At 64.6% G+C, this 18,086-nt stretch carries 16 protein-coding genes and 1 pseudogene; 9 read left to right on the forward strand and 8 right to left on the reverse strand.

The genetic code is table 11. The features are described from left to right. The first annotated feature begins 131 nt into the window (after positions 1 to 131). Positions 132 to 2,090: a beta-galactosidase gene (locus PXJ20_RS25880; protein ID WP_421032448.1), complete on the forward strand. Its 1,959-nt coding sequence runs from the start codon at positions 132 to 134 to the stop codon at positions 2,088 to 2,090. A 40-nt stretch (positions 2,091 to 2,130) separates the two neighbouring features. Here PXJ20_RS25880 and PXJ20_RS25885 read toward each other — a convergent pair whose 3' ends face one another. From PXJ20_RS25885 to PXJ20_RS25900, 4 genes are all read right to left on the reverse strand, one after another. After that, positions 2,131 to 4,107 (reverse strand): enterotoxin, encoded by a 1,977-nt coding sequence (locus PXJ20_RS25885; RefSeq protein WP_421032449.1) that lies wholly within the window; start codon positions 4,105 to 4,107, stop codon positions 2,131 to 2,133. Between the two features lie 131 nt (positions 4,108 to 4,238). Beyond that, entirely contained in the window at positions 4,239 to 4,865 is a 627-nt protein-coding gene (locus PXJ20_RS25890) for a glycine-rich domain-containing protein (RefSeq protein ID WP_421032450.1), read from the reverse strand. Positions 4,866 to 4,908: 43 nt separating this feature from the next. Continuing rightward, positions 4,909 to 8,226 carry a bifunctional diguanylate cyclase/phosphodiesterase gene (locus tag PXJ20_RS25895; protein ID WP_421032451.1) on the reverse strand — a complete coding sequence of 1,106 codons (3,318 nt, stop codon included), beginning with the start codon at positions 8,224 to 8,226 and terminating at the stop codon, positions 4,909 to 4,911. A 612-nt stretch (positions 8,227 to 8,838) separates the two neighbouring features. Further along, a complete protein-coding gene (locus PXJ20_RS25900) occupies positions 8,839 to 9,453 on the reverse strand; it encodes an NUDIX domain-containing protein (RefSeq protein ID WP_421032452.1) in 615 nt (204 codons plus the stop codon). A gap of 122 nt (positions 9,454 to 9,575) precedes the next feature. On the opposite strand from PXJ20_RS25900, the gene PXJ20_RS25905 reads away from it, so the two are divergent. After that, entirely contained in the window at positions 9,576 to 10,331 is a 756-nt protein-coding gene (locus PXJ20_RS25905) for a DeoR/GlpR family DNA-binding transcription regulator (RefSeq protein WP_421032453.1), read from the forward strand. Positions 10,332 to 10,442: 111 nt separating this feature from the next. On the opposite strand, the gene PXJ20_RS25910 is transcribed toward PXJ20_RS25905, so the two are convergent. Genes PXJ20_RS25910 through PXJ20_RS25925 form a run of 4 tightly spaced genes read right to left on the reverse strand, consistent with a single transcriptional unit; the run spans position 10,443 to position 13,048 of the window. Continuing rightward, positions 10,443 to 11,765, reverse strand: coding sequence for an ATP-binding protein (locus tag PXJ20_RS25910; RefSeq protein WP_017773712.1), 1,323 nt, complete (start codon positions 11,763 to 11,765; stop codon positions 10,443 to 10,445). Positions 11,766 to 11,776: 11 nt separating this feature from the next. Continuing rightward, complete coding sequence (locus PXJ20_RS25915; RefSeq protein WP_126877500.1) at positions 11,777 to 12,520, reverse strand: response regulator; 744 nt, start codon at positions 12,518 to 12,520, stop codon at positions 11,777 to 11,779. A gap of 10 nt (positions 12,521 to 12,530) precedes the next feature. After that, the gene (locus tag PXJ20_RS25920; RefSeq protein ID WP_017773710.1) at positions 12,531 to 12,680 is read right to left on the reverse strand and encodes a hypothetical protein; all 150 of its coding nucleotides are present in this window, start codon (positions 12,678 to 12,680) and stop codon (positions 12,531 to 12,533) included. Then, a complete protein-coding gene (locus PXJ20_RS25925; protein ID WP_017773709.1) occupies positions 12,677 to 13,048 on the reverse strand; it encodes a GFA family protein in 372 nt (123 codons plus the stop codon). Before PXJ20_RS25925 ends, PXJ20_RS25920 begins: the two co-directional genes overlap by 4 nt. A gap of 208 nt (positions 13,049 to 13,256) precedes the next feature. Between PXJ20_RS25925 and PXJ20_RS25930 the strand changes: the two genes are divergently transcribed. The 7 genes and pseudogenes from PXJ20_RS25930 (at position 13,257) to PXJ20_RS25960 (ending at position 18,074) form a co-directional block, all read left to right on the forward strand. Then, complete coding sequence (locus tag PXJ20_RS25930) at positions 13,257 to 13,970, forward strand: cytochrome c biogenesis CcdA family protein (RefSeq protein WP_421032454.1); 714 nt, start codon at positions 13,257 to 13,259, stop codon at positions 13,968 to 13,970. A gap of 1 nt (position 13,971) precedes the next feature. Continuing rightward, entirely contained in the window at positions 13,972 to 14,382 is a 411-nt protein-coding gene (locus tag PXJ20_RS25935; RefSeq protein ID WP_421032455.1) for a hypothetical protein, read from the forward strand. Further along, the gene (locus tag PXJ20_RS25940; protein WP_421032456.1) at positions 14,280 to 15,386 is read left to right on the forward strand and encodes an IS5 family transposase; all 1,107 of its coding nucleotides are present in this window, start codon (positions 14,280 to 14,282) and stop codon (positions 15,384 to 15,386) included. Before PXJ20_RS25935 ends, PXJ20_RS25940 begins: the two co-directional genes overlap by 103 nt. Before the next feature lie 122 nt (positions 15,387 to 15,508). Further along, a pseudogene (locus PXJ20_RS25945) lies at positions 15,509 to 15,829 on the forward strand (redoxin family protein); the annotation flags it as partial. 188 nt (positions 15,830 to 16,017) lie between these two features. Then, on the forward strand, positions 16,018 to 16,728 hold the full coding sequence (locus tag PXJ20_RS25950; protein ID WP_421032457.1) for an SDR family NAD(P)-dependent oxidoreductase: 711 nt from the start codon (positions 16,018 to 16,020) through the stop codon (positions 16,726 to 16,728). A 106-nt stretch (positions 16,729 to 16,834) separates the two neighbouring features. After that, positions 16,835 to 17,071: a tautomerase family protein gene (locus tag PXJ20_RS25955; protein WP_017773705.1), complete on the forward strand. Its 237-nt coding sequence runs from the start codon at positions 16,835 to 16,837 to the stop codon at positions 17,069 to 17,071. 85 nt (positions 17,072 to 17,156) lie between these two features. After that, on the forward strand, positions 17,157 to 18,074 hold the full coding sequence (locus PXJ20_RS25960) for a LysR family transcriptional regulator (protein WP_421032458.1): 918 nt from the start codon (positions 17,157 to 17,159) through the stop codon (positions 18,072 to 18,074). The last annotated feature ends 12 nt before the right edge of the window (positions 18,075 to 18,086 follow it).

Consider the following 18,086-nt stretch of genomic DNA (forward strand, 5'->3'; position numbering starts at 1 on the left):
ATCTCTCTGATCCAATAATCGCCGATATGATAACCAATCGCGTGCGTTGCTCGCTGACGCGCGTATTGCCCGTTTCGGCAAGCCGCGCCGCGTTCGCGAATACCCGAGCCCCATGGAGGCAAACGGAACGTATGGCAACCGGCACGGCAGACGATACTCCGCCCCTCGGCGAACGCCGCGTCCCATGGGTTCCGCGTTCGGATGAACCCGACGGCAGGCCTCACCGCACCTTCGCCTTCAGCGCCGACGGCGCGCATTTCCTGCTCGATGGCGAGCCATTCCAGATTCGCAGCGGCGAATTGCACCCGGCACGCATTCCCGTCGAATATTGGCAGCACCGCATTCGCATGGTCCGCGCGATGGGAATGAACTGTATCGCGCTTTACGTGATGTGGAATTATCACGAGACACAGCCCGGCGTGTTCGATTTCGAAACCGGTAATCGCGACATCGAAGCGTTCATTCGACTGTGTCAGCGCGAGCGCATGTGGGTGCTGCTGCGCCCCGGCCCATATGTCTGCGCCGAGTGGGACCTGGGCGGCCTGCCGTGGTGGCTCCTGCGCTACCCCGACATCGTGCTGAGAACCGGGTCGGCTGGCGACGCACGCTACATGGCTGCCGTGGCACGCTACGTCGCCGAACTGGCCGCGCGCGTGAAGCCGCTCATGATTGCGGCGGGCGGGCCCATCCTCATGGTCCAGATCGAGAACGAGTTCGGCTCTTACGCGCACAACCCGCCGTACCTCGAAGAAATCCGCGCGCTCTGGCTGCAAGGCGGAATCACGGGTCCGTTCTATACCGAAGACGGCCTGATGCAGCTCCAGCAAAATCGCAGCCACGTAGAGGGCGGCGCCATCGCGCTCAGCAACGGCGACGCGGCGCAGATCGCGGCGGCACGCGCGGCGTTTCCCGGCGTGCCTGTCATGGCCGGCGAGGTGTATCCCGGCTGGCTCACGCACTGGGGCGACGCGGCATTCCAGGGCACGGCTGTCGATATCGGCGAGAAGCTCGACGCATTCATGCGCGAGCGGCTCTCGTTCAACCTCTACGTGATCCACGGCGGCACCAGCTTCGCCTTCTACGCCGGCGCCAATATCGACGACCGCACGGGCGCCTACCAGCCCGACATCACCAGCTACGACTACGCGGCACCTATCAACGAGCAAGGCGCGGCCACGCCGAAGTACGCGCAGTATCGCGAGATCATCGCGCGCTACCTGCCCTCGCCGTTACCCGAGGTGCCGCCGCCGCTTCCCACGATCGAGCGGCTGGGCCGCGCCGCGCTGATGCCCGCGGCCTGCGCGTCGATCTGGGACAACCTGCCCGATGCATTGCCTGCAGGCGACACCATCGATCCGCAGCCGTTCGAGATGGATGGCCAGGCGTTCGGCTTCGCGCTCTATCGCACGACGTTGCCCGCCGAAGCGATGCAGGCGGATAGCCGGCTGGAAACAGGCGGCGTCCACGATTACGCCACCGTATTCGTGGACGGCGAGTATGTGGGCGGCATCTCGCGAGCCCGCATGCCCGCGCACTCCGCGAAGCGATACGGCGTGGTGAACGAGACAGACGCCCCGCTTATGCTGCTGGCGACCGCGGGTACGCAAAACGCCACGCGGCAGGCGCAGCGCTCATCGACGCAGCTCGACATCCTCGTTGAAGGCATGGGCCGCGTGAACTACGGTCACGCGATGGTGGATCGCAAGGGGATGCCCGGGCCCGTCACGCTTCGGTATGCCAACGGTAAGGGCGAAACCCTGAGAGGCTGGGAGGTCTTTCTATTGCCCATGGACGATGCGTTCATCGCGGCCTTGCGTCCCGTCTGCACCCATCCCCACCGGCCCGGTGTGTTCTTTAAGGCGACGTTGATGCTCGACGAGATCGGCGACACGTATCTCGACATGCGCCACTGGACCAAGGGCGTGGTGTGGGTCAACGGACACAACCTGGGCCGCTATTGGCATATCGGACCGCAAACGCGGCTCTATTGTCCGGCCCCGTGGCTCGTGCGCGGCGCAAACAACGTGCTGATCTTCGATCTTCATCAGACAGAGGCGAGGCCGGTCGAGCTCGTGCGCACGCTTTCTTAGCGCGCTTTCGTAGCGCAACTTGCCGCGCCTTACAGCGCGCCTACCGGACGACGAACTCGACTGTCAGCACCTCGAAAGGCTCGAGCTCGAACGAGAGCGGGCGGTCGGCATCCACGATGGCCGCCATCGATCGTGTGTGGGAACAGCCCCATGGTGGCTCGTGCAGTTCGAAACGCGTTGCGGCGTCGTCGGGCAAGGCCAACGCTTCGCGCAGATCCAGCACGAAGCGCTGCATACGGCGATCAGGATTGCGTAGCGTCACGACAGCGCGCTGCGGGGACCACGCCGCCCAGCCATAGACTTCGAGCGCGTCGGGCACGCCGCCAATCCAGTGCGAATCGCGCAAGACCTCTGCATTGCCGCGCGCCCATCGGGCGGCTTGCGCGAGCACGTCCCAGTCGCGCCCGGCAAGCAGCGACGGCGTGAGGTAAAGCTCCTGCAATTGCGTGCCGCTCGCGAAAAACGAGCGCACCTCGTGCACGAATGCCTCGCCCTGCGGGGCATCGAGCCCTCTGCAATGCTGCGCGCAGATGATCCCGTGCAACATCAGCGAGTTGAGCGGAAAGAGCGGACTGCGCACAACGACGTGCTGATAGGTCTGCGCGTCCCGATACGTGATCCAGCGCTCCCGGTCGCAGCCTTCGCCCGCGAAGCCGTGGTCCGCGCCGCCGCGCCAGATGGTGTCGGCGAAGCGCAACCAGAACGGCGAGGGATGCGTGCCGGTGGTCAGATTGATGAAGGTCTCGGGCTTCGCCGCGCGAATGTCTTCGATCAAATGAATCGCCGCGTCCCAGTCGCTGTCGAAGCGGCTGCCCGGCACGACGCGATCCGCATTGCCCGTGCCGTCGAACTTGAAGTGATTGACGCCATGCTCGCCGAGCAGCGCCATCGCTACCGCGTAGAAACGCGCGTAGTAATTCGACCCCGATAGCGCAAAGCCGTGATCGACCACCTCGTACCCGCTCGCGGCGCCCCGCTCCACGCGAGCATCGCGCGGCGCGCAGTAGCCGCCCCAGGGCGAGAGCCACACGCCAGGCGCCGCACCGAAGCGCGCGGCGGCATCGCGTAGCGGCACGAAACCTTGCGGAAAATCGCGGCTGAAATGCCAGCTACCGCTCAGGTCATCCCAACCGTCGTCGAACATGAAGGAATCGATGTGGACGCCGCGCTTCGCATGCAGTTCGCGCCCCACCGTTTCAATCCGCTCTACCGCCTGCCCTGCCGTGTACGGCGTCAGGTAGCCGATGTCGTACCAGCTGTTGTAGTGGAGAAACGGACGGGACGGATGCGCCCGCTCGCGTTCGACGTACGTCGCGAAATCACGTCGCATCTGCCCGCGGCGCGCCACGCCGGCAACGGCGCTGTACTCGACGGTCTTGCTCTTGCCGAGCGGCAGCGCACGCGAAACCGTGAGCATCACCGCGCCGTTGCGCACGCGATTTTGCGCGCGCGGCAGTTCGATGCCGAGATAGACGTCACCGGCAATGACGGGCACGCCGTCGAGCCCCTCGCCGGCTTCAGCAGCATCGACCCCATCGATGGCATCGACGCAAAGCATGGCGACGTCCACCACGTGCTCGTCCTGCTTCTCCGCCGTCAGCCACACGCGTTCGCGCAGATACGGTGAACCCTCGCGTTGCTCGATACACCAGCGAATGAGAAAGCGTGCCGCGTCATCGGTGAAAGAAGCCACGACGCGTTTGCCGGCGATTCGCGTGGCGAGGCACGAGGCCGATGCATCCGCTTCAAGCGCCTCTTCGTGCGGCGGCGCGAGCAGCATGAGGTCTCGCATGTGGAGCACGCGACCATCGGCGAGCGTGAGCGCGAACGGCATGCTCACGGACAGCGTGCGTGCATGCAAGCGGTCGGTGAGCACGAAGTCGCACAAGCGCCTACCCGTCACACGCCAACCCATCGCAATCGCGGCGTTGCCGAACGTCTGCCGCTCGCTCTCGGCTTGAAACGCCGGCGTGCCAGCCCATGAAGACGACGGGGACGAGGTGGCGTTCGGTGGCATGGCGTAAGCATCCTCCAGGGCATTGAGGCGTGGCGTAAGACCGCCTGCCGATGATATCGCCCAAGGCCGCCTGAAGTGAGGCTTGCAGCGGATCGCCGGGGTAAATCGTGCGATCCGTGTGCCTCATGCCATCAATGCCGCGTCCGACTCACCTCGCCGCCTTGCCCCTGCGACGGCGTCACGGCGCAGTAAGCCGGTTGCGCAGCCTGTGCTCCGGGCGCGATCGCGCAGTAAGCGGGTTTCGCTTCCACGCTCGGTGTCACCGCGCAATACGCTGCCTGCGCCTCGGCGCCCGGCGCAATCGCACAGTACGCCGGTTGTGCCTGGGCACCCGGTGTCACCGCGCAATACGCGGCAGCCTGCGCCTGTGCCCCAGCGCCAAACGTGCGCTCCATCAGCGCGCCGGTAGCGGACGCGAGTTCGAACAGGCGCGCCTCATCGTCCGCGCCATCGATTCCCACATACGGGTTGTGATGCAGCACGAACCCGAAGATGCGCTCGCAGTCGTCGGCATAGCGCCTCGTGTCCAGAATGTGCGCGTGCCAGAACTGATCCACTTCCTCGTTCGGCACGATCGCCGTGTCCGGGTGCTGCGCCGCGAGCTTCAGGAACTGTCGGTAGCCCGCCTCGGCACGCGCCACTGTTTCGGGCGTCCACTGCCCGTCGCGCCGGTGCAGCAGCTTGGCCTTCATCCGCGCGAAGTCGAGTGCGTCGATCGCGAGCCACATCCGTGCTACGTCTGTCTCTTGCTCATGCATGGTCCCACTCCTTTCGTCAGTAAGACGCGCCTCGGTTTTCGCTTCAGGCGCGCCGGGATTGCAGCGGCCGCACCTCGGCGCGGTCGCGATCCTGCCAGCGTTTGAGGAACAACGTCATTTCGCTCGCGGGAATGGGGCGGCTGTAGAAGTAGCCCTGCACTTCATCGCAGCCTTCCTTGCGCAGGAATTCGACGTGCGCCTCGGTCTCCACGCCTTCGGCCACCACCTCGAGGCCAAGGCCGTGACCAAGCGCGATTACCGCGCTCGTGATCTGCGCGTCGCTCCTGCTTGCGGGTATGTCGTGAATGAACGAGCGGTCGATCTTGACCGTATCGATCGGAAAGCGGTTCAGGTAGGCCAGAGACGAGTAGCCGGTGCCGAAGTCGTCGATAGAGAGGCGCACGCCGGTGCGCTTGAGGTTGGAGAGCCACGCCGCGGCCTGCTCCGCGTGGCGCATCACCATGCTTTCGGTGAGTTCGAGTTCGAGCATTTCGCCCGGCAATTGCGCGTCTGAAAGCGCCGCCATGATCTCGCGATGCAGCTCCTTGTCCGCGAACTGGCGCGCCGAGAGGTTGACCGCGACGCGTACCGGCGCGAGGCCGCTGGCGAGCCACGTGGCGTTCTGCCGGCATGCTTCGCGCAGCACCCACGCGCCGATCTGCACGATCGCGCCCGTCTGCTCGGCGAGCGGAATGAAGGCCATCGGCGCCACGAGTCCGAGCGTGGGATGACGCCAGCGCACGAGCGCTTCAACGCCCGTGCAGCGGTTGGTGCCCAACGAAATGCGCGGCTGGTAATAAAGCACCAGTTCGCCGTTTTCCACCGCGCGGCGCAGGTGCGATTCCATTTCGATGCGCTGCTGCAAAGACGTGCTCATCTGTCGCGCGTACAGCTGCCAGGTGTTGCGGCCCTGCTCTTTCGCGCCGTACATGGCGATGTCGGCGTGCTTGAGCAGCGTTTGCACATCGTCGCCGTCGCCCGGATACGAAGCGATGCCGATACTTGCTGTCACCGCGAGTTGCCGCCCGCTCACGGCGAAGGGCCGTTCGAGCGTGGCGTGAATGGCATCGACCGTGCACCGGATGTCGAACGGTGTGCCGGGCGGCTCTTCCACCAGCATGACGAACTCGTCGCCGCCCAGGCGCGCGATGTCGCCAGGTGCGGCGACCTGCCCGCGCAGACGCTCGGCCACCGCACGCAACAGCAGGTCGCCGGCGTTGTGGCCGAGCAGATCGTTGACGTCCTTGAACTCGTCGAGGTCGATGAACAGCACGTGAAAAGCGGTCCCGTCGTGACGGGCACGCGCGAGCACTTCTTCCAGGCGCTCGCGGAACATCAGGCGGTTCGGCAGTCCGGTGAGGACATCATGCGTGGCGAGAAAACGCAGCGTGTCTTCGGCCTGGCGGCGCTGCAGGAAATGGCTCGTCTGGATCACCACGGAAGCCGCCATGGTCAGCGCATTCGACTCGGCGGGCCGCCGTTCGCGCGCATAGAATTCCGCCACGCCAAGCATGGTGGTGCCCGCGCGGATGCCGAAGGCGAACACCGTCGTCATGCCGCCAGCGGCGAGCCACGCCGCATGCGGCAGCCGCGAAAGCGCCTTCCTGCCGGAGCGCCAGCACGGCTGTCCGCCCTCCCAGGCGCTCTGCCACCGCAAGCCCGCGGGACGCGACAACAGCCACTGCCCGGCTTGCGCCTCGCGTACATGCAAAGCGACTGAAAGCGCGTGCGCTTGCCCCGAGGTGTCCGGCCAGAACGCAGCAGCGTCCCACTCCATGCCCTCGGCCAGGGTATCGACGATCTGCTGGATGATCACGGCTTCACTCGCGGCGGTGGCGAGCATCAACGAAATCGCGTGCTCCAGTTGCCGCGCGCGCTCGGCGAGCTTGCGCGGCGTGATTTCGAGCGCGGTGCCGCGCAGCGCGCGCCGTTCCTGCACCCCGCAAGGCCGGCCGATCAGTTGCAGCCAGCCACGCCGGCCGCGCACGGACCGGTAGCGGCATTCGAGTTCGAAGGGCTCGCCCGTGCGCAGCGTTTTTCTCGCATGCACGACGAGTGCGGCGCGATCGTGCGGGTCGATTGCCGCAAGCAGATCGTCGACGCCCGCGCTGCCGCCGCGCCAACCGATGAGCCGCGCCATTTCGGTGGACAGATGAACGGCCGCGCCGTCAGTATCGACCCGCCAGTCGCCAAGATGGGCGATGCGCTGCGCCTCGGCGCGCGCCATTTCGCTCTCGCGCAGCGTGCCCGTGATGCGTTCGGCGAGCCTCACGGCACGCACGCGCGACGTAGCGAGCGAATACGCGAGGCCAGCCAGCAGCAGACTGATGACGACGCCCGCCAGCGCAGCAAACCGCGGCAGCATCCACTGCGTACCGGCGAGCGCGACGGGATCGGCCGTGACGACGAGCAGCCAGCGGCGGCCGCCAAAAGGTTGCACGACGCTCGTGGACCATTCGTGGTCGATTGCCTCCGGGTTCACACCCGGAATCGGGTTCGTTGCTGAAACCGTCGCGGCGGAAGCCCCAACACTCGTCTCGCCGCGCGCACCTGCATTGGCGCTGTCGAACAGCAGCGTGGCGCTGGACGGCAGCACGGCGGGTTCGTCGAGCCGGCCCGCTTCATAGATGCGCAGACGTATGGCCGCCGACGTGTTGGCCGCCAGCAACCCCGCCATCAGATCGTTGAGCCGGATGCCCGCGCCCACGGAGCCGATGTAGGCGCGCCGCCGCTCAGGCACGGTGTCGTGCGGCATGCCGCGGCGGTACACGGGCAAACGCAATGCAATGCCGATGTGCGGATGCGTACTCTGCGCGAAGATCAGACGCCCACTGCTGACGGGCTCCCCGGTATCACGCCCCCGCGCCAACGCCGCGAGTCGCCCCGGTTCGACGCCGAGATCGAGCCCCACCGACGGCAGATTGGCCTGCAGCGGCTCGACATAGGTCAGCACGAAATACGCGGGACGCCGCCCTGGCGGACGAATCGCAAAATCCATATGAGCTGCGCGCAGCATGGGGTCGATCCGCTGCCCGGCGATGAACTCCGCTGCATCTTCGTCGGGAATGTAGGCGGCGTAATTGAGCGTCTGAAAACCGGGGTAGCGGTCCGGCAAATTCAGGCCATTGACGAAATCACGAAATTCAGTGCGTGAAATATCGTCGCTTGCGCTAAATAGGGCCTGCATCGTAACAAGCACGTCGGAATACAAGCGAACACGCGTACTGATTTTCTGCTGGATATCCGCGGTGTCGGCACTGAAACGCAAATGCGCCTCCCGCTGAATCAGATCGACGCTGATCAGATAAACCACTGCTGTAATGCCAAGGCCGGCGAGCAGCATCCCGATAGAAAGACCCACCGCACCGGCTCGTTGAAGCGGACTAAAGTAACGACCCCATAATTCGCGCACGTCGGCTCCCGCTCTTTCAGCACGAACGGTCGCTTCGCGGCGCGAAGCTGCTTTTCCGCAAGGCGCTTGCGCGGCCATGCGGGAATAGCGCTGAAACAACCGTATGAAATTCCGGCGGAAATGCCTGGATGGGGGTGTGTGCGTATCAGAAGCTGACCGCGGTCCGTCTATCTACTTTCTATTCAGCATGACGGCGACGCGGGCGGATAAAACTCCTGGAGTTCATGAAGCCGCGATCACGAAGCGTAACGGAAAATCATCGATTTACCACTTATCGAGAACCCGTATCAAGAAACGCTTAAAGCGGCCGTAAGGCGAGCGCCCTTTCGTTGGAGGGAGTTTATAACGCGCAGAAGACCCAGCATCATTTGATGTAAATCATAAAACACGGGTTGTATGCGTTATGCCCTGCAATGTCGATTATCCCCTGCGCCGCGTATGGTTTATTCGCATCATTCTTTTTAAGCGGTCGTTAAACGCGGCGGGTTTTGCAGCAACATTTTCCGATTGATTCAAGCCCCGATTATGGACCGCCGCCCTCTGCAGTATTCAACGCATGGCTCATAGGGTCCGGCCTTGCTTCAGCTGCTCCAATGCAAGATGTTGCAGCAACATGATGGTCTTGCCGTCTACGATGCGGCCCCGCTCCACGTGCTCCAGTGCCGTGCGCAGCGGCATTTCCAGCACCTCCACGTCCTCGCCTTCCTGTTCAAGGCCGCCGCCTTCGCTCACGCGCATCGAGGCGTCGTACTCGCCCACGTAGAAGTGCAGCTTTTCCGTCACGGAGCCCGGGCTCATGAACGCTTCAAAAACTTTGCGGATATTGCGGACGCGGTAGCCGGTCTCTTCCTCCGCCTCGGCGCGAATGCGCTCTTCCGGCGTGGCGCTATCGAGCAGACCGGCCGCCGCCTCGATCAGCATGCCGTCATGGCCGCTCACGAATGCGGGCATCCTGAACTGGCGCGTCAGCACGATATTGCCGGTGGCAGGGTTGTGCAGCAGGATCGTCGCGCCGTTGCCGCGATCGTATGTTTCGCGGCTCTGGCGCTGCCATCTACCGTCGCGGCGAAGGAAGTCGAACGTGATTTTCTTCAGCACGTACCAGTCATTCGACAACACGGTGGTCTCGACAATGCGAACCCGGTCATTGCCTGCTCTATCGTTCATCGACGTCATGAGTGCCCCCATTCGACAGCGGATGAGTCTCATGGTAACGTGCAGTTTCGTGCAATATCAAGAAATTTCGTGCATTGCATTATTGTGCCGGCACTTCGCTGCACATCCTTCCGGTTCATCTCATGCTGACGAGTCAACGCAAGAAAGCCATTCTCGACGCGCTCAAACGCGACGGCCAGGTTGTGGCAGGCGAGTTGAGCGCCGCCTTTGGCGTGTCGGAAGACACGGTGCGCCGCGACCTGCGTGAACTGGCCGCTGAAGGGCTGCTCCAGCGTGTGCACGGTGGCGCGCTGCCCGCCTCGCCGGCAACGGCACCGTTTGCCCAGCGCGAGGAAATGGAGTCCGCCGCCAAGCGCCGTATTGCAAAACGCGCCGTGCAGATGATCGCGCCGCGCCAGGTCGTGATCGTGGACGGCGGCACCACGTCCGCGCTGCTGGTCCGTAGTCTTCCCGCAGACCTGGAAGCGACGGTGGTCACGCACAGCCCGAGCGTGGCCGTGGCGTTGGTGGAGCATCCGTCAGTGGAGGTGATCCTGATCGGCGGGCGGCTCTACAAGCATTCGATCGTGAGCGTAGGCGCCGCCGCGGCCGAAGCGATATCGCAGATACAGGCGGACATTTACTTCATGGGCGTGACCGGCGTTCATCCCACCGCCGGACTCACCACCGGAGACTTCGAAGAGGCGGCGATCAAGCGCGCGCTCGCCGCGCGGGCGGCGGAAACGGTCGTACTCGCGTCCGCGGCGAAGCTCAATGCGGCTTCGCCCTACCGGATTGGCGAAATCGGTCTTGCGCAATCGGTCATTGTCGAGGCCGCTACCGACGCGAAGCTCACCGAGCCGATCGAACAGGCCGGCGTGACGGTGATACGCGCCTGACGTCGTCCGGCAGCAGGGGTCGTGCCGCGCGTCGCGGTTAGAAGAAGCGGCTGAAAAGAACCGCGAGGCGGCAAATACCCGTGCACGGCGGCGTCGACCCCCAGCAGGCGCTCAACCCGACGTCTTCAACGTAAGCGTGGCAGCCAGCCCGCCCCCGTCGGAACGATTGCGCAGCGCAAGCGTGGCATCCAGCGCCAACGTGAGCTGCCGCGCAATGGCGAGCCCGAGGCCCGTGCCGCCCGTATGGCGATTGCGCGAGCTTTCCACGCGATAGAACGGCTCGAACACCTGCTCGAGCAGCGCCTCCGGAATACCCGGACCGCGGTCGAGCACCGTGATGCTCACGGCACCCTCCGCGCTTCGCGCCACATCGATCGATGCCGAGCCGCCGAATTTCAGCGCGTTATCGACGAGGTTGCCGATAATGCGCCGCAGCGCCTCCGGACGCGCCACGACCGCTACCGGCAAACGTCGTTCGAGCACGACCGCTTGTCCGGCATCCACGTAGTCGCAGACCAGACTGTCGAGCAACGCATCCAGATCGATACGCCGCGCCGTCTCCGTCGCGCCATGCAGCGTGCGCGCGTAGACCACGCCCTCTTTCACGAGGCTCTCCATTTCGAGCAGGTCCTGGCGCATCTTCGCGGCCTGCTCGCTCTCGTCCATCACGTCCACGCGCAGACGCAGGCGCGTAATCGGCGTCTGCAAATCGTGCGAGATGGCGGCAAGAATCTGCATGCGCTCCGCGGTGTACGTGGCGATGCGTTTTTGCATCGCGTTGAACGCGCGCGCCGCGCGCGCCACTTCCGAGGGACCGTCCTCGGGCACGGGCACGGCCTTGAGGTCGGGGCCGAGCGCGTCGGCCGCCTCCGCCAGCTGCGCGAGCGGACGCGCCGCGTGCCGCACGGCAAACCAGCAACCCGCGCCCAGCACCGCGAACTCCAGCACGAGCACCGCCGGCAGCCACTGCGACAGCGGCGTGCCGTACATGGGATGAAGGTCGATGGTCAACGGGCTGCCGTCGCTCAACCGGAGATGGACCTGCAGGTGTTCGGACTCGCCCGGCAACGCATTGGCCGTGACGTGATACGACTTGCCGATGCCCGCGGTAATGGTCTGCTCGACGCGCGCCGAAAGACGCGCATTCACGGGCGCACCGCTCACGCCCGGGCCCAGCACGAACTGGTAGCTGCGGCGCGCGAGGCGAGGCAGCCATTGCTCGCGTTCTTCGGGCGAAAGATGGTCGAGCAGCGCGACGGAGCTGGCCACCTCGCGCTCGATGTAACCCATCATCATGTTCGTGGTGGACTCGTCGCGCTCGGTCATGGTGAGCCAGAACGAGAGCCCCTGCGCCAGTGCGAGACCCACGCAGAGAATCAGCGCGACGCGCGCGAACAGCGTGCGAGGCCAGTGCAACAAGCGGTCGAACATCATGGCGCCCGATCTCATGAGCGCACTTCGACCACGGTCACCGCCGCGGAGAACACGTAGCCTTCGCTGCGCAGTGTCTTGATGTAGCGCGGCTCGCGCGCCTCGTCGCGCAGACGCTGGCGCAGCCGGCTCACGAGCAGGTCGATGGAACGGTCGAACGCATTGGCCTCGCGGCCCTGCGTGAGATTGAGCAACTGGTCGCGCGTCAGCACGCGCTGCGCATGGTCCAGAAACACGCGCAGCAGACGGTACTCGCCGCCGCTCAGCGCCACCATCGTGCCTTCCGCGTCGAGCAGATGGCGCGCCGTGGTGTCGAGCCGCCAGTCGCCGAACGCGAGCATTTCGGCGGCCTCGGTCACCTGCATGCCTGGCGGCAGCATGCGCGTGCGGCGCAGCACGGAGCGGATGCGCGCGAGCAGTTCGCGCACCGCAAACGGCTTGGGCAGATAGTCGTCGGCGCCCATTTCGAGGCCGATAATCCGGTCCGTTTCCTCGTTGCGCGCGGTCAGCATCAGCACCGGCACCGTACGGAATTTGCCCGCCCGCAGTTCGCGGCACAGCGTAAGCCCGTCCTCGCCCGGCATCATGAGATCGAGCACGATCAGATCCGGCACGCCGTATTCGAGCGCGGCGCGCATTTCGCGTCCGTTCGCGGCGAGCGACACGCGCATGGCGTTCTTCTCGAGGTAGGTGCCAACGAGTTCGCGAATACCGCGGTCGTCGTCCACGATCAGGATGTGGTCGGGCTTTTCGGTCATGGCGTTGTCCTCATGTCCGGCTGTCTGTGTTTTGTTCGCGCTTGCGTTCGCGCGCGGCGCTCTGCATGCTCGGCGCCAGCAGCGAACAGTACACCGGATGCGCAACTTCCGTCGCAAAGCCCCCGGCCACAAAGAGGATCATCGCCATGACGCGTTTCATGCGTCCTCCACCACCGAAAGGCTCGAACCATCGGCGACCGAATATTCGAACGCATACGGATCCACGCCTTCCAGGCACCCCAGATTGACGCGCCAGCGCCGCGGATCGAGCCGCGTCTGATGGAACGGATAAATGCCGCAATGCCGGCAGAAGTAATGCTTCGCGACGCCCGTGTTGAATTCGTAGCGCGTGAGCGCGTCTTCGCCTTGCAGAATCGTCAGCCGATCGGCGTCGAACGGCGGGCTCATCAGCGCGCCCCTGCGGCGGCACAGGCTGCAATTGCAGCGTACCGCCGGCGTAATGGCGGCCCGCACCTCGAATTTCACGGCGCCGCAGTGGCAGGCGCCCTTGTAGAGACGGTCGTTCATGTCGTGCTCCGCGTGGGTGGATAGGTCAATGAGTCAGGCAACGCGTGCTTTATAACGCAACCGCCACGCAAGCACCGGGGCGTTTTGTATCGCACTGTATCTGCGCCCTACACGGACACAAGACATTGCATTCAAGGCCGCCGCGCGACACAAGCGCGATACGCGCAAGCGGTCCAATGGCGCCATGTCATCAACCTGAACGCCGACCATGCACGCCCCACTCGAACCGCTGTTCGCCCTGCTCGCCGGGCTCTTCACCATCGCGTCGCCCTGCGTACTGCCCGTGATGCCCATTCTGCTCGGCACCGCTGTCGAGCGGCCGGCGGGCGCACGGCCGCTCTTCGTAATCGCAGGCTTCGTGCTTAGCTTCGCGTCGTTCGCGCTGCTGCTGGGTGCCGTTTCCAGCACGGTCCACATCGCGCAGCAGGCGCTGCGCGATACCGCCATCGCCTTGCTCGCACTGTTCGGATTCCTGCGGTTGTGGCCTCGCCCGTTCGAATGGCTGATGGCTCGCATGACGTGGCTGCAGAACGTGGGCAACCCCCACCACGCGGCGAGCGAAGCCGGCAGCAGCAACGCCAGCGGCTTCGTGCTCGGCATGTCGCTCGGTGCGGTATGGACGCCCTGCGCCGGCCCCGTGCTCGCCTCCATTCTGGTGCTGGTCGTGAAAGCTCAGAACCTTCAGTGGTCGGCATTACTGCTCACGCTCTACGCCGCAGGCGCCGCCATTCCGATGCTCGGCATTCTCTATGGCGGGCAGTACGCGCTGCGCCAGTCGCGAGCGATCGCGCGTCACGCGCAGCGTCTGCAGCAAGTATTCGGCGTGCTCGTGATCCTCACCGCCGCCGCCATCTATTTCCAGTACGACACCCTCGTCGTGGCTTATCTCTCCAGCTTCTTCCCTTCGTTGAAAGGACTCTGACATGCTCAACCGGATCAAAACTCTCACCGCCGCGGCCGTGCTCGCGACCCTTCCCCTGCTCGGCCATGCCGCCGCGGCCGCACCCACCGCGCCCGAATTCACAGGCCTCGACAAATGGCTCAACAGCCCGCCGCTCACGTTGCAGCAGTTGCGCGGCAAGGTCGTGCTGGTGGACTTCTGGACCTACACCTGCATCAACTGCATTCACACGCTGCCCTATCAGGCTGTTGAAATAGCTTCCGCCATGGTCATCGGACCGGGAGCGGTAAACGTTGAAACAAGGAAGCGGACAACACTGAGACCGAAGCGATGCGCGGAGCGGACGGCTACACCGAGACGATGTTTACGATGGCAAGGCTGGATGACTTCGTGCCGGCCAATCACCCGCTGCGCCCGGTTCGCATTTGGCTGAACGACGCACTCAAGCGCATGGACCCGGTGTTCGCTCGGATGTACGAGAGCGACGCGAAGGGTGGCCGCCCGAGCATTGCCCCGGAGAAATTGATTCGCGCGTTGCTGTTGCAGGTGCTGTATTCGATTCGAAGCGAACGCATGCTGATGGAGCAAATCTCCTACAACATGCTGTTTCGCTGGTTCGTCGGCCTTTCGATGGACGATGCGGTGTGGGACCACTCGACCTTTAGCAAGAACCGTGACCGGCTGCTCGAGCACGACGTCATCGTTGAACTGTTCAACGAGACGGTTGAGGCGGCGCACGCGCGCGGTTATCTGTCGGGCGAGCATTTCAGCGTGGACGGCACGCTGATTCAGGCGTGGGCCGGGCACAAGAGCTTCGTGCGCAAGAACAAATCGGATGACGATACGCCGCCTGATGGCGGTGCGCGTGAGCGCGAGAACTGGCACGGTGAGAAGCGTAGCAACGAGACGCACCAATCGAGCACGGACAGCCAGGCGAAGCTGTTTCGCAAGAGCCAGCGCACTGGTGCGCTGCTTTGCTACATCGGGCATCTGCTTACGGATAACCGGCATGGCCTGGTGGTGAACGCGCAAGTGACACAGGCCAGCGGTACGGCCGAACGCGACGCTGCGGCTCAAATGCTCGCGGATGCAGCGCAGGTAGCCGGCGTCCCCGTTACGGTTGGCGCCGACAAAAATTACGACACGGCAGGCTTCGTGGCGAGTTGCCGTGCCAACCGTGTGACGCCGCACGTGGCGCAAAACGACGGCCGCGTGGGTGGCTCGGCGATTGACGGTCGAACGACACGCTGGGCTGGCTATGCCATCAGCCAGCGCAAACGCAAATGCATCGAACAGGTCTTCGGGTGGGGCAAAACGGTCGGCCGGATTCGTCAGGCGATGTATCGTGGCCGCGAACGGGTTGAGCAGTTGTTCCTCCTGACTCAGGCGGCCTACAACCTCACGCGCATGCGTACGCTCGCAGACAGAGCGGTTTAGAAGCGCAAACCGGCGAGGAGATGACATTGGCTCCGCCTGAATTGAGGAAGCCCTGTATCAAATCGACACGAACCAAACCGATGCGCCGGCTAATTGGAAAGGAATGCTGCGCATCGGTGAGGTGTATTTCAACAGCCTGCTATGTGAAGCAGTGGAACGAGAAGTACCGCAATCAGGGCCTCGCCGTGATCGGTGTGCACACGCCCGAGTATCCGTTCGAGCGCGACACGGGCAACGTGAAGACCGCGATTGCGCGCTTCGGCATTTCGTATCCGGTCGCCCAGGACAACGAGTACGCCACCTGGAACGCCTGGGGCAACCAGTACTGGCCGGCGTTCTATCTGCTCGATCGCAAAGGGCGCATCGTCTATTCGCATTTCGGTGAAGGGAACTACGCGCAGACCGAAGCCGCGATCCAGCACGCGCTGGCGGAAAAGGATTGAGCAGGCGTCCGGGGCACGCAGCCCGGGGCACGCAAGCCCGGGGGGGCATGGCGCCACTTATGACTGCGACGCAAGACTGTTTGTCCATGGCGGGTGTTCGAACTTCGCGGCCATGCGCCTAGATTGAGCACCCATCGGAGCCGCACTCCGATCAGCTTTTCCGAATCCTCATCATTGGAGAACTCATCATGGCAACGCAGCAAAAAGTGGTCGTCGTGACCGGCGCATCGCAAGGCATCGGCTCGGAAATCGTCAAGGCGTTCCGCCAGCTCGACTATCGCGTGGTCGCAACCGCCCGCTCGATCCAACCGACGGACGATCCCAACCTCGCCGCCGTGCAAGGCGACATCGCCGACCCGCAAACGGCGCGCCGCGTGGTGGCCGAAGCGCTGGCCCGGTTCGGCCGCATCGATACGCTCGTGAACAACGCAGGCGTGTTCGTCGCGAAGCCCTTCACGCAATACACGGCGGAAGATTACGCGTCGGTGATGGGTGTGAACGTGGCCGGCTTCTTTCACATCACGCAGCTCGCCGTGGCGGAAATGGAAAAGCAGGGCAGCGGTCACGTGGTGAGCATCACGACGAGCCTCGTGGACCATGCCGTTCAAGGCGTGCCCTCGGTGCTGGCGTCGCTCACGAAGGGCGGCATCAACGCCGCCACGAAGTCGCTCGCCATCGAGTACGCGAAGAAAGGCATTCGCGCCAACGCGGTGTCGCCGGGCATCATCAAGTCGCCGATGCATGCGCCCGAAACGCACGAAGCGTTCGGTGCGCTGCACCCGATGGGCCACATGGGCGAGATGCGCGACATCGTCGACGCGGTGCTGTTCCTCGACGCCGCGCCGTTCGTGACGGGCGAGATCCTGCACGTGGACGGCGGCCAGAGCGCAGGCCACTGAGCCCTTTTCAGCGCCTTTGCAGCATCCCAGCGCGCCGCCGTGCGCGGCGCCTGTGGTTACCTCACCTGTGGTTGCCACATTTGTTCCTACACTTCAGGAGCCCGACATGCCCATCGTCACCATCCAGGTTACGCGCGAAGGCACGAAGCCCGGCCGCGAATCCGTCACCGCGGAAGAAAAAGCCCGCCTGATCCACGGCGTGAGTCACCTGCTGCTCGACGTGCTGAACAAGCCGCTCGAATCCACCTTCGTCGTGATCGAGGAAGTCGATACCGCGAACTGGGGCTGGGGCGGTTTGCCCGTGCAAGCGTATCGCAGGCAGCGTGCCGCGCAGCAGCCGTGACGCGTGCCGGTCCGCATCGTGCGCACCGTCGCCCTCTCGCGTTCGGCCTGATATTCTTGCCCGCACGCACGCCGTGGGAGAGTCGATGCAACGTCAATTCGAAGACCTGCTGCTCGGCAGCATCGAGCTGTTCTGTCTTGCAGCGGAACTGGAGAGCTTCACGTTAGCGGCGACGGCGGCAAGCGTCACGCCTGCCGCCGTGAGCCGGTCGGTGGCGCGGCTGGAGTCGCGCCTCGGCGTGCGGCTCTTCGTGCGCACGACGCGACAGATCCGCCTCACGGACGCGGGACGCCGCTACTTCGAACAATGCCGCGAAGCGCTGGCCCGTCTCGCCGAAGCCGAACGCGAAGTGACGGGCGAGCAGAGCTCGCCTGCCGGCGTGCTGCGCATCAGCATGCCGACGCCTTACGGCCACTACCGCGTGCTGCCGCTGCTCGCCGAATTCCGCGCGCGCTTTCCGGGCGTGACCGTGGAAACGCATCTGAGCAACCGCAACATCGATTTCGCCGACGAAGGTTTCGACCTCGCCATTCGCGGCCGCGCGCCCGACGACTCCGGCCTGATCGCCCGCAAGCTCGAAGACGCGGAACTCGTGGTGGTGGCGTCGCCCGCCTATCTGAAACGCGCAGGCCAACCCGCTACGCCCGACGATCTCGTCCATCACGAATGCATCCAGTACGCGCTGCCCAGCACGGGCCGCAACCTTCCGTGGCTCTTCAGGCGTCAAGACGAAAGCGAAGCCGCGGAGACAATGACGCGCGGCGGCTACAGCACAGCCGGCGACGTGCTCGCGGGCGTCACGCTGGCGCGCCACGGCGCCGGGCTTTTCCAGACTTATCGATTCGTGGCGGCAGAGGGCCTGGCAGACGGCACGCTGCGCGAGGTGCTCAAGGACTACGGCGGCTGCTCGCGGCCGTTCGTGCTGCTCTACCCGCACGCGCGGCATCTCTCGTCGCGCGTGCGGTGTTTCGTGGACTTTCTGATGGAAAAGCTGCGCGCGTAGCGAAGCATGGCA

Source organism: Paraburkholderia sp. A1RI_3L, assembly GCF_048957895.1.
GTDB lineage: Bacteria > Pseudomonadota > Gammaproteobacteria > Burkholderiales > Burkholderiaceae > Paraburkholderia > Paraburkholderia kururiensis.

What these genes read in the sequence shown, in the direction of transcription:
- PXJ20_RS25915 (WP_126877500.1), bottom strand. Translation starts at nt 12,520, where the DNA reads ATGACCGAAAAGCCCGACCACATCCTGATCGTGGACGACGACCGCGGT.
- PXJ20_RS25960 (WP_421032458.1), top strand. Translation starts at nt 17,157, where the DNA reads ATGCAACGTCAATTCGAAGACCTGCTGCTCGGCAGCATCGAGCTGTTC.
- PXJ20_RS25935 (WP_421032455.1), top strand. Translation starts at nt 13,972, where the DNA reads ATGCTCAACCGGATCAAAACTCTCACCGCCGCGGCCGTGCTCGCGACC.
- PXJ20_RS25920 (WP_017773710.1), bottom strand. Translation starts at nt 12,680, where the DNA reads ATGAAACGCGTCATGGCGATGATCCTCTTTGTGGCCGGGGGCTTTGCG.
- PXJ20_RS25880 (WP_421032448.1), top strand. Translation starts at nt 132, where the DNA reads ATGGCAACCGGCACGGCAGACGATACTCCGCCCCTCGGCGAACGCCGC.
- PXJ20_RS25890 (WP_421032450.1), bottom strand. Translation starts at nt 4,865, where the DNA reads ATGCATGAGCAAGAGACAGACGTAGCACGGATGTGGCTCGCGATCGAC.
- PXJ20_RS25940 (WP_421032456.1), top strand. Translation starts at nt 14,280, where the DNA reads ATGCGCGGAGCGGACGGCTACACCGAGACGATGTTTACGATGGCAAGG.
- PXJ20_RS25885 (WP_421032449.1), bottom strand. Translation starts at nt 4,107, where the DNA reads ATGCCACCGAACGCCACCTCGTCCCCGTCGTCTTCATGGGCTGGCACG.
- PXJ20_RS25955 (WP_017773705.1), top strand. Translation starts at nt 16,835, where the DNA reads ATGCCCATCGTCACCATCCAGGTTACGCGCGAAGGCACGAAGCCCGGC.
- PXJ20_RS25925 (WP_017773709.1), bottom strand. Translation starts at nt 13,048, where the DNA reads ATGAACGACCGTCTCTACAAGGGCGCCTGCCACTGCGGCGCCGTGAAA.
- PXJ20_RS25910 (WP_017773712.1), bottom strand. Translation starts at nt 11,765, where the DNA reads ATGATGTTCGACCGCTTGTTGCACTGGCCTCGCACGCTGTTCGCGCGC.
- PXJ20_RS25905 (WP_421032453.1), top strand. Translation starts at nt 9,576, where the DNA reads ATGCTGACGAGTCAACGCAAGAAAGCCATTCTCGACGCGCTCAAACGC.
- PXJ20_RS25950 (WP_421032457.1), top strand. Translation starts at nt 16,018, where the DNA reads ATGGCAACGCAGCAAAAAGTGGTCGTCGTGACCGGCGCATCGCAAGGC.
- PXJ20_RS25930 (WP_421032454.1), top strand. Translation starts at nt 13,257, where the DNA reads ATGCACGCCCCACTCGAACCGCTGTTCGCCCTGCTCGCCGGGCTCTTC.
- PXJ20_RS25900 (WP_421032452.1), bottom strand. Translation starts at nt 9,453, where the DNA reads ATGACGTCGATGAACGATAGAGCAGGCAATGACCGGGTTCGCATTGTC.